19 protein-coding genes are annotated in these 15617 nt (G+C 70.4%); all 19 read right to left on the reverse strand.

Going from position 1 to position 15617, the window contains the following annotated elements; genetic code table 11:
• Positions 1–21: 21 nt before the first annotated feature.
• Positions 22–546, reverse strand: coding sequence for a hypothetical protein (locus tag GobsT_RS21490; protein WP_010047329.1), 525 nt, complete (start codon positions 544–546; stop codon positions 22–24).
• A gap of 1070 nt (positions 547–1616) precedes the next feature.
• Entirely contained in the window at positions 1617–2000 is a 384-nt protein-coding gene (locus tag GobsT_RS21505) for an elongation factor Tu (protein WP_010043221.1), read from the reverse strand.
• A gap of 1821 nt (positions 2001–3821) precedes the next feature.
• Positions 3822–4313, reverse strand: a complete 492-nt coding sequence (locus tag GobsT_RS21530) for a hypothetical protein (RefSeq protein WP_109570928.1) — start codon at positions 4311–4313, stop codon at positions 3822–3824.
• A gap of 1417 nt (positions 4314–5730) precedes the next feature.
• Entirely contained in the window at positions 5731–6030 is a 300-nt protein-coding gene (locus GobsT_RS21540) for a hypothetical protein (protein ID WP_148087832.1), read from the reverse strand.
• A 111-nt stretch (positions 6031–6141) separates the two neighbouring features.
• Positions 6142–6555 (reverse strand): hypothetical protein, encoded by a 414-nt coding sequence (locus tag GobsT_RS21545; protein ID WP_010047339.1) that lies wholly within the window; start codon positions 6553–6555, stop codon positions 6142–6144.
• Between the two features lie 236 nt (positions 6556–6791).
• Entirely contained in the window at positions 6792–7058 is a 267-nt protein-coding gene (locus tag GobsT_RS38000) for a hypothetical protein (protein WP_010043908.1), read from the reverse strand.
• Positions 7059–7138: 80 nt separating this feature from the next.
• Positions 7139–7582, reverse strand: a complete 444-nt coding sequence (locus GobsT_RS21555) for an SMI1/KNR4 family protein (protein WP_010036179.1) — start codon at positions 7580–7582, stop codon at positions 7139–7141.
• Between the two features lie 137 nt (positions 7583–7719).
• Positions 7720–8088 (reverse strand): hypothetical protein, encoded by a 369-nt coding sequence (locus tag GobsT_RS21560; RefSeq protein ID WP_010043916.1) that lies wholly within the window; start codon positions 8086–8088, stop codon positions 7720–7722.
• A gap of 106 nt (positions 8089–8194) precedes the next feature.
• Positions 8195–8638 (reverse strand): SMI1/KNR4 family protein, encoded by a 444-nt coding sequence (locus GobsT_RS21565; RefSeq protein WP_010036179.1) that lies wholly within the window; start codon positions 8636–8638, stop codon positions 8195–8197.
• A 71-nt stretch (positions 8639–8709) separates the two neighbouring features.
• A complete protein-coding gene (locus GobsT_RS21570; protein WP_010036162.1) occupies positions 8710–9012 on the reverse strand; it encodes a hypothetical protein in 303 nt (100 codons plus the stop codon).
• A gap of 73 nt (positions 9013–9085) precedes the next feature.
• Positions 9086–9529: a hypothetical protein gene (locus GobsT_RS21575; RefSeq protein WP_010047344.1), complete on the reverse strand. Its 444-nt coding sequence runs from the start codon at positions 9527–9529 to the stop codon at positions 9086–9088.
• Between the two features lie 743 nt (positions 9530–10272).
• The gene (locus GobsT_RS21585) at positions 10273–10872 is read right to left on the reverse strand and encodes an SMI1/KNR4 family protein (RefSeq protein ID WP_010045689.1); all 600 of its coding nucleotides are present in this window, start codon (positions 10870–10872) and stop codon (positions 10273–10275) included.
• Between the two features lie 505 nt (positions 10873–11377).
• Positions 11378–11689: a hypothetical protein gene (locus GobsT_RS21595; RefSeq protein WP_010045692.1), complete on the reverse strand. Its 312-nt coding sequence runs from the start codon at positions 11687–11689 to the stop codon at positions 11378–11380.
• Between the two features lie 72 nt (positions 11690–11761).
• The gene (locus GobsT_RS21600) at positions 11762–12250 is read right to left on the reverse strand and encodes an SMI1/KNR4 family protein (RefSeq protein ID WP_071529331.1); all 489 of its coding nucleotides are present in this window, start codon (positions 12248–12250) and stop codon (positions 11762–11764) included.
• 76 nt (positions 12251–12326) lie between these two features.
• Positions 12327–12578, reverse strand: coding sequence for a hypothetical protein (locus GobsT_RS21605; protein WP_010036135.1), 252 nt, complete (start codon positions 12576–12578; stop codon positions 12327–12329).
• 70 nt (positions 12579–12648) lie between these two features.
• Positions 12649–13008 (reverse strand): DUF6959 family protein, encoded by a 360-nt coding sequence (locus GobsT_RS21610; protein ID WP_010045700.1) that lies wholly within the window; start codon positions 13006–13008, stop codon positions 12649–12651.
• Between the two features lie 166 nt (positions 13009–13174).
• The gene (gene rpsU, locus GobsT_RS21615; protein ID WP_010036141.1) at positions 13175–13429 is read right to left on the reverse strand and encodes a 30S ribosomal protein S21; all 255 of its coding nucleotides are present in this window, start codon (positions 13427–13429) and stop codon (positions 13175–13177) included.
• Between the two features lie 150 nt (positions 13430–13579).
• Complete coding sequence (locus GobsT_RS21620) at positions 13580–13927, reverse strand: hypothetical protein (protein ID WP_010036172.1); 348 nt, start codon at positions 13925–13927, stop codon at positions 13580–13582.
• Positions 13928–14004: 77 nt separating this feature from the next.
• Complete coding sequence (locus GobsT_RS21625) at positions 14005–14457, reverse strand: hypothetical protein (protein ID WP_010036182.1); 453 nt, start codon at positions 14455–14457, stop codon at positions 14005–14007.
• Between the last annotated feature and the right edge of the window lie 1160 nt (positions 14458–15617).

Consider the following 15617-nt stretch of genomic DNA (forward strand, 5'->3'; position numbering starts at 1 on the left):
AGCGCCGGGTTCGGCCTGCCTTTACTGCGCCCCAAGTCCCTCGCCCCATTCGAAGTCGGGGGCGGTGAGCGGGGCCACCGGCTGGCCGGGGCTGGGCACCCGCATGTGGGCCGGCACCCGCTCCAACTCCTCCGGCGTGTACCCCGCCAGGAAGCTGAACCCCTTGAACGCGGCCGGATCGAACCGCACCAAAGCAGACGGGTATGCCCCGGCCGCGCACCGCCCGGCGATCTCGCGGACCAACTCGTGCCGCTCGCGGTCCCACCCGCCGGCCGGCTCGCTCCCGTACTCGTGCACCGGCGAGTTCCGCCAGAAGATGAGCAGCGCCGTGCCCTGGTCGCACAGCCGATGGTCGAGCAACCGCCGCCACTCGGCAACGCCCTGGGCCGGGTGGCACTCGGAGGCGTGAAGGAACAGTTCTTCGGGCGATGCGAGGGCCGCGAACTGCCGCCACCACCGGGCGTCGAAGGTGCCCTCGTCCTCGTCGTCCAAGTGCCCGTCCTTCAGCCACGCGACCCGCTTTCGCTGTTCTGGCGACAACGTCATCCCCGCGCCTCTAGTTGCCGAACAGAAAGCTCACCTGCACCGCCAAGATACAGTGAGCACTACAACGGCGGCGGATGGCGGTGTCAGGTGCAGCGCCGGGTTCGGCTTCTGCGCGGGCCGTTGCGGTTCCGCGGAGCCCGCGCTCGTACCGCGCATCCGCGGAGCCACCACCGACCCGCACCACCGTGTCGCGGCCCACCGGTGGCCGCCCAACACCGCACCTCGCGGCGATGAGCCGCGCCAGACACCCACGGGCACCACGCGGAGCACCACCGACCCCACCCGCCGTGTCCCGATGCACCGCCGGCCACACCCAACCGCCACCTCGCGGCGGTGAGCCGCGCCAGACCCGATCGGCACCACGCGAAGCACCACCGACCTGAACCGCCGTGTCCGCACCCGCTCCCGGCCGCGCCCACCGCACCTCGCGGCGGTGAGCCGCGCCCGCCACCCACGGGCACCACGCGGAGCCCGACGCGCGGGCGTCACCTTCGCGGACCACACGCCCACCGCCGCCGCACGCGCGATCATGCACCGTTGGGTTGCCGAACAAACAGCTCACCTGCACCGCCCGTCCCGATGAGCGATGCCTCCCGAATCAGCCGGCGGTGTCAGGTGCAGCGCCGGGTTCGGCTTCTGCGCCCACCGTCGCGGTTCCGCGGAGCCCGCGCCCGCGCCGCGCATCCGCGGAGCCACCACCGACCCGCACCACCGTGCCGCGGCACACCGGTGGCCGCCCACCACCGACACCCGCGGCGGTGAGCCGCGCCCGCCAACCACGGGCACCACGCGGAGCACCACCGACCCGCACCACCGTGTCCCCACCCACACCGGGCCACGACCACCCGCACCTCGCGGCGGCGAGCCGCGCCAACCACCAGCAGGCCACACGCGGAGCCCGACACCCGGGGTTCACCACCGCGGACCACACGCCCACCGCCGCCCGCGCGCCCTGATGCACGCGAGGGTGGCCGAACAATCAAGCTCACCTGCACCGCCATCACACGATGAGCGGTGCGCCCCGAATCAGCGGGCGGTGTCAGGTGCAGCGCCGGGTTCGGCCTGCCTTGCTACCCGCGAACCGCGTGCAGCCCAGTGATGCGGGTGACGACGCCCTCGGCGACCCGCCGCCCGCCCTCGTGGCAGTAGAACCGGGCGCCGGGGGCAATCCGGCCGCGATGCACCTCGGCCCGCATCTCATCCATCACGACCGTCATGCGGGCGGACAACTCCACGCCTACCGGCAGTCCATGATCGGTCGCCAGGCTCTGTCCGTCAGCGGCGAAGAAGTCCGGCCAGATCATGTACAGGCTCGGTGGGGTTGGCCCGTCGTCGGCATAGGCGAAGTCCCACCGGATGCCGTTGAACGCCCGCGTCCGCCGCCCACCCTCCTCCGGGCCGTACACCCGGATGGCGGCCTCGAAGTCGTCGGGTGGGTAGAGACCTCCGCCCATCGGTGCGCCCTCCGGTTGCCGAACCAGGAGCTGAGCTGCAAGCCGCCCCTCTCAGGGCGGTCTCCCCTTGCTCCCGCGACGGCTTGTCAGCTCCAGCGGGGGGGTCGGCCGACGGCCGCCTCCTTCCGCCAGAGGGTGAGTGAGCCTTGCAGCTCAGCTCCTGGTTCGGCCGCCGCCGGATCCGCTCAGCCCACCGGGGACATCGCACGGCGGGAGAACACCATGCGACCTCAGGCCGCTCGGATCGGCGGGCCCTCGCCGGTCGCCTTCACCAGGGGGGAGGTGGCGACAACCTTACGACCGCCCGCCGATCCGCGGCGCTTGCAACCACCTCACGGCGGGTGCCGAACCAGGAGCTGAGCTGCAAGCCGCCCCTCTCAGGGCGGTCTCCCCTTGCTCCCGCGACGGCTTGTCAGCTCCAGCGGGGGGTTCGGCCGACGGCCGCCTCCTTCCGCCAGAGGATGAGTGAGCCTTGCAGCTCAGCTCCTGGTTCGGCACCCGCCGGATGAGCTCAGCCCACCGGGGACATCGCACGGCGGGAGATCACCATGCGACCTCAGGCCGCTCGGATCGGCGGGCCCTCGCCGGTCGCCTTCACCAGGGTGGAGGTGGCGACAACCTTACGACCGCCCGCCGATCCGCGGCGCTTGCAACCACCTCACGGCGGCGGCCGAACGAACAGCTCACCTGCACCGCCATCACACGATGAGCGATGCGTCGCAGTATAGCGGGCGGTGTCAGGTGCAGCGCCGGGTTCGGCTCGCGCACGTCCGCGCCGCGCATCCGCGGAAGCCCGCCCACCGGTGCGGGCGGGCGGAGCACCACCGACCCCGCGCGCCGTGTCCCGGCCCACCGAGGGCCACCCACCACCGCACCTCGCGGCGATGAGCCGCGCCGACCACCGGCGGGCACCACGCGGAGCACCACCGACCTGAACCGCCGTGTCCCAACGCATCGGAGGCCACGCCCAACCGCACCTCGCGGCGATGAGCCGCGCCAGCCACGATCGGTATCACGCGGAGCACGACGCGCGAGGTACACCCACGCGGACCACACCGTCAGCGCCGCCGCACCCGCGCTCCTGCACGCGAGGGTTGCCGAACATAAAGCTCACCTGCACCGCCATCACCGGATGAGCGGTGCGCCCCGAATCAGCGGGCGGTGTCAGGTGCAGCGCCGGGTTCGGCCCTCGCGCCGGGACCGCGGACGCCGCGACCCACCGGCGGAGCGGCGCGACCAGCTCGGCGCGATGGCCCGCACCACCCACGCAGAACGGCGGAGCGGCACCGCCGAACGACCTAACTCACCTACCGTGGGGTGAGCGACACGGTAAGGAAGCCACACACTCAAAAGCGGCCCGGTGCAGCGCGTGGGACTTACCGCCAAGCCAGCGGAAGCCAGCAGCCGAGTGCTAAAAGGGCTGCGAATCCGACCAAACCCCACTCGAACGCCGCCTCGGCCCAGCCCATCCGCGCTGCCCCCGGCCCCGGGGCGCGCAGCCAAGCGTGCCTCACTACCCAGGCTCCTGTGACCAGGATCGCGGCCGGGGCCGCCACACGCTGCCACGGTTCGTGCTCCGGGGAGAGCCACACATGCACCCCACCGGCCAACCCTATCAGCCACATCAGCAGCACCCCGGCGCGCAGCGCCCAACATTGACCCGGGGAGAGTTCCCGCTCCGCCATCACCGAGACTCCACGGAACTCCAATGCCGGGCTTCTTCCGCCGAACATAAAGCTCACCTGCACCGCCATCACCCGATGAGCGATGCGTCCCGAATCAGATGGCGGTGTCAGGTGCAGCGCCGGGTTCGGCGTGCCTTTACTCGGGCGGATGGCTGACCAGCTCGCGAAGTAGCGCCGCCTGTGCCGCCAACTCCGCAACCCGTGCTGCCTCGAACGCCTCGTCGTACCGCTCCGCATTGGCCTCGCCCGCGGCACATCCGACGGCCGATGCCGCGCAGGATGTGGCGGCCAGCACGTTGGATGCCGAGCGGGGCCAGACCGACGACGCATCGACGGCGGCCGATGCCGCATACCCGCGAGCGTCCGGGGCCGAGTGACCGGGGAACGCTTCCTGGGCCTCGCCGCCCGCGACGGCAACTGCGGACGCCAACTCCGACACGCCGATACGCCCCGCCGCGAACCGCTCAGACGCGTCGACAGCGGCTCGGCAGCCTGGCGGGAGCAAGTGCCAGGCGCGGCGGACACACCCCGCCGCAAATAGCCGCAGTTCGCGCTGGTAGCGGTCGGCAGGCATCGCCCGTACCATCGCATCGGGATCGAGACACGCCCACCAGTCTGAGGCTGTCACCGCCGAAAAGCCCTCGGGTTGCCGAACATACAGCTCACCTGCACCGCCAGGATACAGTGAGCACCACAACGGCGGCAGATGGCGGTGTCAGGTGCAGCGCCGGGTTCGGCTCGCTCGCCTCCGCGGTTCCGAGCGACACGTCCAGCGCCGCGCATCCGCGGAGCCCGGGCCACCGGTGCGGCCGAGCGGAGCAGCACCGACCCGACGCGCCGTGCGCGGCCCATCGGAGGCCGGCCACCACCGCACCTCGCGGCGACGAGCCGCGCCCGCCCTGACGCGCGCCCCGCGGAGCACCACCGACCCGGACCGCCGTGTCCCCACCCGCCGACGGCCACGCCCAACCGCACCGCGCGGCGGCGAGCCGCGCCACACACCCACGGGCGCCACGCGGAGCGCCACACCACCGCCGGACGCCCCGCGGACCACACGCCCAGCTCTGCCGCACGCGCCCTCATGCACGCGATGGTAGCCGAACATACAGCTCACCTGCACCGCCAGGATACAGTGAGCACCACAACGGCGGCAGATGGCGGTGTCAGGTGCAGCGCCGGGTTCGGCTCGCTCGCCTCCGCGGTTCCGAGCGACACGTCCAGCGCCGCGCATCCGCGGAGCCCGGGCCACCGGTGCGGCCGAGCGGAGCAGCACCGACCCGACGCGCCGTGCGCGGCCCATCGGAGGCCGGCCACCACCGCACCTCGCGGCGACGAGCCGCGCCCGCCCTGACGCGCGCCCCGCGGAGCACCACCGACCCGGACCGCCGTGTCCCCACCCGCCGACGGCCACGCCCAACCGCACCGCGCGGCGGCGAGCCGCGCCACACACCCACGGGCGCCACGCGGAGCGCCACACCACCGCCGGACGCCCCGCGGACCACACGCCCAGCTCTGCCGCACGCGCCCTCATGCACGCGATGGTAGCCGAACGAACAGCTCACCTGCACCGCCATCACACGATGAGCGGTGCGTCACAATACAGCGGGCGGTGTCAGGTGCAGCGCCGGGTTCGGCTCGCTGCCGTCCGCGGTTCCGGGCGACACGCCGAGCGCCGCGCATCTGCGGATGCCCGCGGCACCGGTGCGACCGGGCGGAGTGCTACCGACTCGATGCGCCGTGTCCCGGCCCATCGAGGGCCACGCCCACCGCTACACGCGGCGACGAGCCGCGCCCCTACCCACGGGCACCACGCGGAGCGCCACCGACCCGAACCGCCGTGTCCCCACACACCGCCGGCCACGCCCAACCGCACCTCGCGGCGACGAGCCGCGCCAGCACCGACCGGCACCACGCGAAGCCCGACACGCGAGACTCACCACCGCGGACCACACGCTCAGCGCCGCCGCACGCGCCCTCATGCCCTCGGGGTTGCCGAACATAAAGCTCACCTGCACCGCCATCACCGGATGAGCGGTGCGTCCAAATCAGATGGCGGTGTCAGGTGCAGCGCCGGGTTCGGCCTCTGCCGCTCGCAGGTGGAGGAAACTGCCGTCGGACGCAAGCTCCCGCACCCGCTGCCACACCTCGGCCCCGATGCCGACCAACACCGGCCCGGTGGCCTCCTCGCCCTCGCGGAACACGGCGACCCGATGGTTGATGGTCGGCCCGACGGCGCACCACGAGGTGCAGTTGTAGTTGGCCCCGCACGCCGGGCACCGCAGCAGGAAGCTGCCGTGCTGGACGGCGCTAACGAGCGGGCCATTGCATTGGACGCACGGAATCATCGCAGCGCCCTTCCGGTGGCCGAACGAACAGCTCACCTGCACCGCCATCACCGGATGAGCGGTGCGTCCCAAACCCGATGGCGGTGTCAGGTGCAGCGCCGGGTTCGGCTTCTATCGAGCTGCTGGGAAGTCCGAAAACGAAGCCGTCACGAACACCAGCGCGCCGTCCGCGGTTGAGCGGAAGCCCAGCAGCATCGTACCCGTTGGCGTGTCAATTACGCCCAGGTGGTACACCAGTTCCTCGGAAAGCAGGTGATAACCACTGGCCCCATTCCGGACGACCGACACACGGTACCCACCGACCAGAGCCGGCTGATGTCGGAGGAGCCAATCGACTGTTCCCGCGTCCCCGCGGAGCAGCGGCTCGACGGCCAGCGCGGTGCGATCGGACGCGACAACCGCAGCGGCCACGCGCTCTGTTGCCGCGATGGCTTCAGGTGGGGCGGCGGAGCGCTGACGAACCGCCACGACGGCCACGACCGAGAGGGTGGTGGCAACCGCCAGGACCGCGACGCGGGATCGCATTCTTGCGCCCTCTGGGTTGCCGAACATAAAGCTCACCGGCCGCGGGACCACGCGACACGGTCGGGAAAGTACGTATTTGACCGCGGTCCGGTGCAGCGCCGGGTTCGGCTTCTTCGCTCACCGTCGCGCATCTGCGTAGCCCGCGCCCGCATGGCGCATCCGCAGCGACCGCGCCCACCGCCGCGCATCCGCGGAGCGGGACCGGCACGCCGGTGTGAGTCCCCGGCCATAATAACTCAGCCGCTCGGAGCAGCGAATGCACAGGTCCCACCCACCCTGACCTCGGCCACATCCGTGAGCGCGAAGTTCATGAACGCCCCAACCGGGATGGAACCCGCCGCGACAGTCAGGATCTCGGCAATGACATCGCCGCCGGCATCCGCGTGAGCCGTCGAGATGACCCGCACCCCATACGCCTCGCCGTCGTAGAAGCGGATCACTGCATCCGCGGATGAGCGATCTAACTCGTGCAGGAGAGATAAGAGGTTGCCGTCTATCGCCACCTTCGCGCCTCCGTCTCCTTCTGCCGCCGAACATAAAGCTCACCTGCACCGCCATCACCGGATGAGCGGTGCGCCCCCAATCAGCCGGCGGTGTCAGGTGCAGCGCCGGGTTCGGCGTTTGGGGATAACCCGGCGGCCAGGAACGCGGGGAACGAAGGGGCCATCTCGTGGATGCCGCCAAAGTCGTGATCCTCGACCAGCACTCGCCCGGACGAGAGCTCGATGCCGAACGGGTTGCCGCCGCCATCCCAACCGATGATGAACACTCCTCGCATGTGCCAGAACTCGTTGTCCGCTCGGAACTGGCGGTGCGAATCGGCCAACTCGGGCAGCCCGTCGATCCACTCGCCGTCACCGCCCACGCGCCCGCCGCACACCGTCAGGTACTCGCGGAACGCTGGCGGGATCGTCCCGAACTCGACCTCGAACGCCCGCAGGTCGCCCTCGGCGGCCGGCGGGTGGCGTTCCTCCTCAGGGCAGGCGTGCCACGCCGCGACAAGGAGTTGCCGCAGTCGCTCGTTCACATGCAAGCCCTCTGTGGCCGAACATAAAGCTCACCTGCACCGCCATCATCGGACAAGCGATGCGTTCCAGATCAGCGGGCGGTGTCAGGTGCAGCGCCGGGTTCGGCTTGCCTTCGGGCACTGTGACTCCGTAAGCATCAAGTGGAACCGGACAACTCGGCGTGGGTCAGCACCCACGGGCACTCCATGCTCGCGTCGTGACGGAGCGTGAGCCGGTATGGGCCGCCGGGCAACGTGTCGCTCTCGGTCGTGCGCTCGGCGGTTGCGACCACGAAGCCGTCGCCGACTTCGACGACGCGCCCCGTGAGGATGGCCCATCCCCCGTCCTCTGTCCACACCTGCACCTTGACGCGGTGCCGCACGGCCGGCGGTTCGCCTGGCAGTAGCCACTCGCCGCGCTGCTCGGGGCGCACTTGGAGGATGTGGGCGACGAGGTCGTCCCTATGGAACCCCTCGACGATTCCGCACGCCATCGTTGGGGGTGGGTCGGCATCAACGTCGCTCATGGACGACCTCAGGAAGCGAAATCTGCCGGTTCACTCCCGCAGGCTTCCGCCGCCGAACATAAAGCTCACCTGCACCGCCCTCACCGGATGAGCGGTGCGCCCCCAATCAGCCGGCGGTGTCAGGTGCAGCGCCGGGTTCGGCGTTTGGGGATAACCCGGCGGCCAGGAACGCGGGGAACGAAGGGGCCATCTCGTGGATGCCGCCAAAGTCGTGATCCTCGACCAGCACTCGCCCGGACGAGAGCTCGATGCCGAACGGGTTGCCGCCGCCATCCCAACCGATGATGAACACTCCTCGCATGTGCCAGAACTCGTTGTCCGCTCGGAACTGGCGGTGCGAATCGGCCAACTCGGGCAGCCCGTCGATCCACTCGCCGTCACCGCCCACGCGCCCGCCGCACACCGTCAGGTACTCGCGGAACGCTGGCGGGATCGTCCCGAACTCGACCTCGAACGCCCGCAGGTCGCCCTCGGCGGCCGGCGGGTGGCGTTCCTCCTCAGGGCAGGCGTGCCACGCCGCGACAAGGAGTTGCCGCAGTCGCTCGTTCACATGCAAGCCCTCTGTGGCCGAACATAAAGCTCACCTGCACCGCCATCATCGGATGAGCGGCGGGGTCCGAATCACATGGCGGTGTCAGGTGCAGCGCCGGGTTCGGCTTCTTGCGGCGCCTCTGCCAGACCGCGCATCTGGTATCGACGAGGCCCCTCGACGGTGACCGCGGCCCCGCCTTCGCAGATGACATGCGTGCCGTAGGCCGACTCGACAACCGTCAGCGACGGCACCGCGTCCAACCCGACAGCGGTAACGACGCACTCCTCGCCGGGTCGAAGGGCGACGCTGAAGTCGCTTGGGACGACCTCCACTAACCGGTCGGCCCCGCTGTCAGCGTCGTTGCACACACACAGGCGAACGACGAGGCTCATCCGATGCGTCCCTCTGGTGCCGAACATAAAGCTCACCTGCACCGCCATCACACGATGAGCAGTGCGTCCCAAATCAGCGGGCGGTGTCAGGTGCAGCGCCGGGTTCGGCGTCTGGGGCGCCGCCAACCACCTGCCGCCGGTACGCCTGCCACGCCGTGTAAGCCGCCCCCAACTCCGAAGGCTCGAAGAACCCGCTGTCGGTGCCAGGGGCGAGTGCCCTCAGCCGCAACTCGCGGAGTATGTCGGCGATGACAAACCGCGCCTCCTCGGCGCCGCGAACGTGGAAGGCGAAGCTGTCCAGTACTTCCGCGGGGCCGATGTTGACCTCGATGCTGAACCCCGGCCCGTCGATCACGCCCCACGTCGGGTCGGCGAAGTTGGTCGCCGGTACCGCTCGGAGGATGCCGGCCACGATGTCCGCTCGCCGGCCGATGGGCTGTGGGGCGAAGTCGTCCGGGATCTCCGCCACCGTGCGGGTGTCGAGCGGCAGGTCTTGGACAAACACGTCGAAGCTCACCGCGCCCTCCGCCGCCGCATGTGGAGCTCACCTGCTCGCGCGCCCTGGAGGGGGCGATCCCCGAGTTCTGCATGCGCGAGTCTGGTGCAGCGGAGGGTTCGGCCCCGCGCCCCACCACGCCGAACATGGGCTGCCCGTGAAGGTGAGCTCCACATTCGGCCCCGCTCATGCAGCCCGGCAGATGAGCTACACCGATCCGCTCGCGCCTCGGGGGTGGGCGCGGGTCGGGCCAGCCACTTGGGATGGGGGGCTGGCTACCCTATCGACATCGCGCCCACCCCCGTGGGTCTCGGCGCGGGGCCGAACAATGAGCTCACCTGCACCGCCATCACCGGATGAGCGGTGCGTCCCAAGTCCGATGGCGGTGTCAGGTGCAGCGCTGGGTTCGGCTCGATGCCCTCGGCGTTTCCGGGTTGCACGCCGAGCGCCGCGCCTCCGCGGAGCCCGCGGCACCGGTGCGTGCGGGCGGAGCATCACCGCCTCGATGCGCCGTGTCGCGGCCCACCGAGGGCCACCCACCACTGCACCTCGCGGCGATGAGCCGCGCCAGCACCGACCGGCACCAGGCGGAGCCCGACACACGGGTTTCACCACCGCGGGCCACACGCCTACTGCCGCCGCACGCGCGCTCCTGCGACCTCGGGTTGCCGAACAAATAGCTCACCTGCACCGCCCGTCCCGATGAGCGATGCGTCCCAAGTCAGACGGCGGTGTCAGGTGCAGCGCCGGGTTCGGCGTCCGGGCTACCCAAGCCGCTGAGCCATCCCAGGCATCGACCGGACCCACTCGACACCCCCGATCCGGGCGTTCTCGGCTGGGTCGCGCCGGCACTTCTCGTACACGCCCTGCCAATAGTCGAGTCGGGCCTCGTGCCCGTCCACCGCCCCGAACACCCAAGCGGAGAAAGACTCGGGCGGCCGCTCCTCATCCGTGATTGGCTCCGGGTCGCCGTCGAACCCGCAATGCGTCAGCGGGTCGTCCGCCGCGAGGTGTGCGGCGAACACCATCCCGCTGTGGCTGTGGAACGCGAACACCATGTGCGGCCCCGCCGACCAGTGGACGACCGGCGGCGGGTCGCCCTCGATCATGGTGGCGAGATCGGTCAGGAACACCTCGCCGTCGATCGTGGCCTCCAGGAAGCAAGCTAGTGGCAGGGAGGCGTAGAGCTCCCGCACAGCCGCCGGAATCTGGAACCCATGCCGGGCCTCGAACTCCGCAACCCCGGAATCGGTGCCGAGGGCGCGGAACCAGTCCGGCACCCTGTCGTGAGCGGCCAGTACCTCCGGGTAACGGAGGTAGCCGCGGACTTCAGCGAGGTCGAGAGCACGCTGCAAGTACCGCATCCGCGCCTCCGCCGCCGAATAACAAGCTCACCTGCACCGCCATCGCCGAGTGAGCGGTGCGCTCCAAGTCAGCGGGCGGTGTCAGGTGCAGCGCCGGGTTCGGCTCGCTCACGTCCGCGCCGCGCATCCGCGGATGCCCGCGCCACCGATGCGGCCACGCGGAGCACCGCCGACCCGGAGCACCGTGTCGCCGCACGTCGGAGGCCACCCACCACCCCCACTCGCGGCGACGAGCCGCGCCGACCACCGACCGGTGTTGGCGGAGCGCCACCGACCCGAACCGCCGTGTCCCCACCCGCCGCCCGCCACGCCCAACCGCACCTCGCGGCGACGAGCCGCGCCCGCGCCCACCGGCACTCTGCGGAGCCCGACGCGCGGGGTTCACCCACGCGGACCACACGCACACCGCCGCACGGGCGCTCCAGCACGCGAGGGTTGCCGAACATAAAGCTCACCTGCACCGCCATCATCGGATGAGCGATGCGTCCCGAATCAGCAGGCGGTGTCAGGTGCAGCGCCGGGTTCGGCGCCTGCGAGCTTGACGGAGCGGGAACGCCAACGCGCGACCGACCCGCCGCCAGACCGGCACTCGTGACGCGAACTGCCGATAGCGCCGCATGACCTCTTGCTGTCGCTCGGTGCCGAAATCGTACTCGTGAGCGTGGTGGTCCGGGAACACCGCGAAGTACGGGATCGACGCCAGGGCCGCCGCGCCGAGCAACAGGAACACTGCCGGCATCACGATCGGGAAGAAGAAACACTCCCACCAAGCGAGGGGGCGGTTATCCTGCCCGAACCGGATCAGCGGCACACGCACCGTCACGCCCTCTGGGTGCCGAACAACAAGCTCACCTGCACCGCCATCACCCAAGCCGCGACGCGTCCCGAATCAGATGGCGGTGTCAGGTGCAGCGCCGGGTTCGGCGTCTTGGGGCGACTCGTGCAGAGACTCCATGAACGCGGTGAATGTGTCCGCCACCGGGAACGCGTTGCGCCCGTCCTCGCGGACCCACAGCCCGTTGCGGTCCCAAAAGAACACACGCCCGGCGTCTGGCGCGAAGGTCGCCAGGAGGAACGTGTTGCCGCCGGGGTCGTGCCCGATGGCAAGGAATCCCGGCGGCAGCGGGTCCCAGAGCGTCGCCTGCTCCTGCTCGTACTCTAGGTCGGCGTGGGTACGCTCGCTCCGCACTCCGTAAAAGATGGCCGCCAGCGCCGGGCCACGATTCGGGACGACAAACTCTTGCGGGTCTGGGCACCCGCCATTGATGGTGCGGAGGAACCGCTTGTAGTCGGCCGGCAGCCTGACCCCGAGCCGCTTCTCGGCGGCGTTCACCACTGCGGCGGATACGGGGCCATAGCTCCGGCTGAACGTCGGCATTCGCAACCGCGCCCTCCGGCGGCCGAACATAAAGCTCACCTGCACTGCCAGGATCGAGTGAGCAACACAACGCAGATCAGATGGCGGTGTCAGGTGCAGCGCCGGGTTCGGCGCCTCGAGTGTTCCTGACGACACGCCCGGCCGCGAAGCCACTCGCCCATGCCACGCGGGTTGCGATCAGTGGTGGCATGACGGCCGACACGGCCAGCACCATCAGCGCACCCAACGGCTGCTCGGACGCGATCGACCCGGCTACCTGCATCCCGCCGAGCGTGATGAGCGCACCCATCACCACATGCAGGATCGTGAGCGCGGCTTTCTGGGACACGCGCAACCTCCGCTGCCGAACGATCAAGCTCACCTGCACCGCCATCATCGGACGAGCGGTGCGCTCCAAATCAGCGGGCGGTGTCAGGTGCAGCGCCGGGTTCGGCGTCTGGGGCCTCGGGCAACAGTTGCACGAGGTCCGCGTCGGTGACCGGCCGCGTGTACGGCAACCTGACGCCGTGGGCCTGCAACACCTGTTGGTAATGGAGCAGCCGACCGACGAGTGACTGCGCCAACTCTTGCAGGTCGCTCAGGAACTCGTCGTCCTCGGGGGCGTGATCCCGGACCCGCCGTGCGACACTCACCGCAAGCCCGCACAGGATGCGGAGGCTGTCGCCCTGGATGACCGCGCCGGGGAAGTTGCGGCCGGGCGGCTTGACCACCGCGTAGTTCGAGTCCGTGGCGTACACCTCTAGCGGCAGCACCTCCATCAGCTTCGCACCTCCTGCGCCTCTTGCTGGCCGAACAACAAGCTCACCTGCACCGCCATCACCCGATGAGCGATGCGTCACAACTCCGCGGGCGGTGTCAGGTGCAGCGCCGGGTTCGGCTTCTGCGACCCCCGCGCCGTGCATTTGCGGGGCGGGGCCAGCCGGCCTACAAGGATGGACGCGGCGGGTCGGGCCAGTTGGCCTCAGACTCGCACTCACGCTGGTACTCCCGCCACGACCGCAACCCTTGGGCCCGCCGCTTGGCGTTGCCCTTGCGCCGCCGCCGCTCCTCGCACCGCTTGGTGAACTCGTCGTGCCAGCGGTACTCGTACATCACGTTCGCCGACCGGACGTACTTGCGGAACCTCCGCAGGGCCGACGTGAGCGACTCGCCCTCGCAGACCTCCACTCGGACACCCATCGCTATGCGGCTTGTACGGCTGCCGCGACGCCGGTTGAAAGAGCTTTCTGGGGCCGAACAATGAGCTCACCTGCACCGCCACCTCCAAGGGAGCGGTGCGTCCCACGTCAGATGGCGGTGTCAGGTGCAGCGCCGGGTTCGGCGCCTGGGCTACTTCCCTGGGGCAACGATGTCGAGTACCCGCTGGACCGGAACCCCGAGTTGCCGCGCCCGGCTGAGGGCGAACGGCACGACGTAGTACGCGGAATCGGAGTCGAACGGGTCCACGGCCGCCGTCTCGTTGTACAGGGTCTTGAGGCAGATCTCCTCGAAGGCGTACTGCCCCTGCCGCAACCGGTCCGAGGTGCCGAGCCAGCGGCGTCGCACCTCGTCGAATAGGCGGTGGGCGGCCGGCCACTGCTTGGGGTCGGCCGCGAGCGCCACCACCCGTGCGGCGGACTCGGGATCGGGAGCGTGCGGCGCGAACAGCCGCAGGAACGCCACGATGTCTTCCGCCATCCCCACCCCGAAGCCCTCCTTAGCCGAACAAATAGCTCACCTGCACCGCCATCACCGGATAAGCGGTGCGTCCCAAGTCAGACGGCGGTGTCAGGTGCAGCGCCGGGTTCGGCGTCTGTGAGCCACCGCACTGCGAAGTGGTCGTAGTGCAGGGCCGCGAACCGCTCGCGGAGTTGGGCCGCGAGCCACCAGAACTTGGCCCGGCGGTCGGCGGTCAGACCCGGGTCGGACCACACAGATAGCCGGCGGGAGCACCCGGCGACCACCTCCGGCGGGGCCGGTAGGTCAGGGCCGGCGGCCAGTTCTGCGCTGTCGGCCAACACCTCCGCTCCCTCCTCCAACCACGCCACCACGGCCCAGGAGGTGAACCGCACCCGGAAACCGGTTGGGCTACGGGCTTCGGGTGCTAACTCGGCCTGGACCGACCGCCGACCGCACTGTCGGCCATCGAAGTACGCGACAGCCGCAGCCAGAGAGAAGTCACTCGACGCCGGCAAGTGCGCCAACATCTTCAGACGACCGTTGCTCATCCGCGGCCCTCTGGTGCCGAACATAAAGCTCACCTGCACCGCCATCACCGGATGAGCGGTGCGTCCCAAGTTAGCGGGCGGTGTCAGGTGCAGCGCCGGGTTCGGCTCGATGCCCTCGGGGGTTCCGGGCGCGCTCAGTGTCGCGCATCTGCGGATGCCCGGGCCACCGATGCGGCCGAGCGGAGCCCCACCGACTCGACCCGCCGGGTCGCGACACACCGGAGGCCACACACCACCGACACCTCGCGGCGATGAGCCGCGCCAGACACCCACGGGCACCACGCGGAGCACCACCGCCACGATCCGCCGTGTCCCTACGCACCACCGGCCACCCCCAACCGCCACTCGCGGCGACGAGCCGGGCGGGCCACCGGCGGGCACGACGCGGAGCCCGAACCGCAGGGTTCACCACCGCGGACCACACGCCCACGGCCGCACGCGCGCTCCTGCACGCGAGGGTGGCCGAACATACAGCTCACCTGCACCGCCATGATACAGTGAGCGGTGCGTCCCGAATCAGATGGCGGTGTCAGGTGCAGCGCCGGGTTCGGCTCGCTTACCTCGGCGGTTCCGGGCCTCACGCTGAGCGCCGCGCATCCGCTGTGCGCGTGCCACCAATGCGAGCGTGCGGAGCACCACCGATCCGACGTACCGTGCCGCGGCCCACCGGAGGCCGGCACCAACCGCCACCCGCGGCGACGAGCCGCGCCAGCCCTGATCGGCACCACGCGGAGCCCCACCGACTCGCGCCACCGTGTCCCCACTCACTGCCCGCCACGCCCAACCGCACCTCGCGGCGATGAGCCGCGCCGGCCACTCGCGGGCACCACGCGGAGCCCGACACGCACTGTTCACCTTTGCGGACCATACGTTCAGCGCCGCCGCACGCGCGATCGAGCGCCTTGGGGTTGCCGAACATAAAGCTCACCTGCACTGCCATCACCGGATCAGCGATGCGTCCCGAATCAGCGGGCGGTGTCAGGTGCAGCGCCGGGTTCGGCTCGCTCACATCCGCGCCGCGCATCCGCGGATGCCCGCCCACCGGTGCGACCGGGCGGAGCACCACCGAACCACGGCGCCGTGTCCCGACACATCGGGGGCCACCCACCACCGCCACACGCGGCGATGAGCCGCGCCCGCAACCGATCGGTCTCAGCGGA

The organism is Gemmata obscuriglobus (assembly GCF_008065095.1).
GTDB classification, from domain to species: domain Bacteria; phylum Planctomycetota; class Planctomycetia; order Gemmatales; family Gemmataceae; genus Gemmata; species Gemmata obscuriglobus.

Bases quoted from the DNA above. Each gene is read 5' to 3' on its own strand.
- GobsT_RS21490 (WP_010047329.1), bottom strand. From the start codon at position 546: ATGACGTTGTCGCCAGAACAGCGAAAGCGGGTCGCGTGGCTGAAGGAC.
- GobsT_RS21600 (WP_071529331.1), bottom strand. From the start codon at position 12,250: ATGCCGACGTTCAGCCGGAGCTATGGCCCCGTATCCGCCGCAGTGGTG.
- GobsT_RS21540 (WP_148087832.1), bottom strand. From the start codon at position 6,030: ATGATTCCGTGCGTCCAATGCAATGGCCCGCTCGTTAGCGCCGTCCAG.
- GobsT_RS21610 (WP_010045700.1), bottom strand. From the start codon at position 13,008: ATGGAGGTGCTGCCGCTAGAGGTGTACGCCACGGACTCGAACTACGCG.
- GobsT_RS21505 (WP_010043221.1), bottom strand. From the start codon at position 2,000: ATGGGCGGAGGTCTCTACCCACCCGACGACTTCGAGGCCGCCATCCGG.
- GobsT_RS21585 (WP_010045689.1), bottom strand. From the start codon at position 10,872: ATGCGGTACTTGCAGCGTGCTCTCGACCTCGCTGAAGTCCGCGGCTAC.
- GobsT_RS21545 (WP_010047339.1), bottom strand. From the start codon at position 6,555: ATGCGATCCCGCGTCGCGGTCCTGGCGGTTGCCACCACCCTCTCGGTC.
- GobsT_RS21570 (WP_010036162.1), bottom strand. From the start codon at position 9,012: ATGAGCCTCGTCGTTCGCCTGTGTGTGTGCAACGACGCTGACAGCGGG.
- rpsU (WP_010036141.1), bottom strand. From the start codon at position 13,429: ATGGGTGTCCGAGTGGAGGTCTGCGAGGGCGAGTCGCTCACGTCGGCC.
- GobsT_RS21620 (WP_010036172.1), bottom strand. From the start codon at position 13,927: ATGGCGGAAGACATCGTGGCGTTCCTGCGGCTGTTCGCGCCGCACGCT.
- GobsT_RS21625 (WP_010036182.1), bottom strand. From the start codon at position 14,457: ATGAGCAACGGTCGTCTGAAGATGTTGGCGCACTTGCCGGCGTCGAGT.
- GobsT_RS21560 (WP_010043916.1), bottom strand. From the start codon at position 8,088: ATGAGCGACGTTGATGCCGACCCACCCCCAACGATGGCGTGCGGAATC.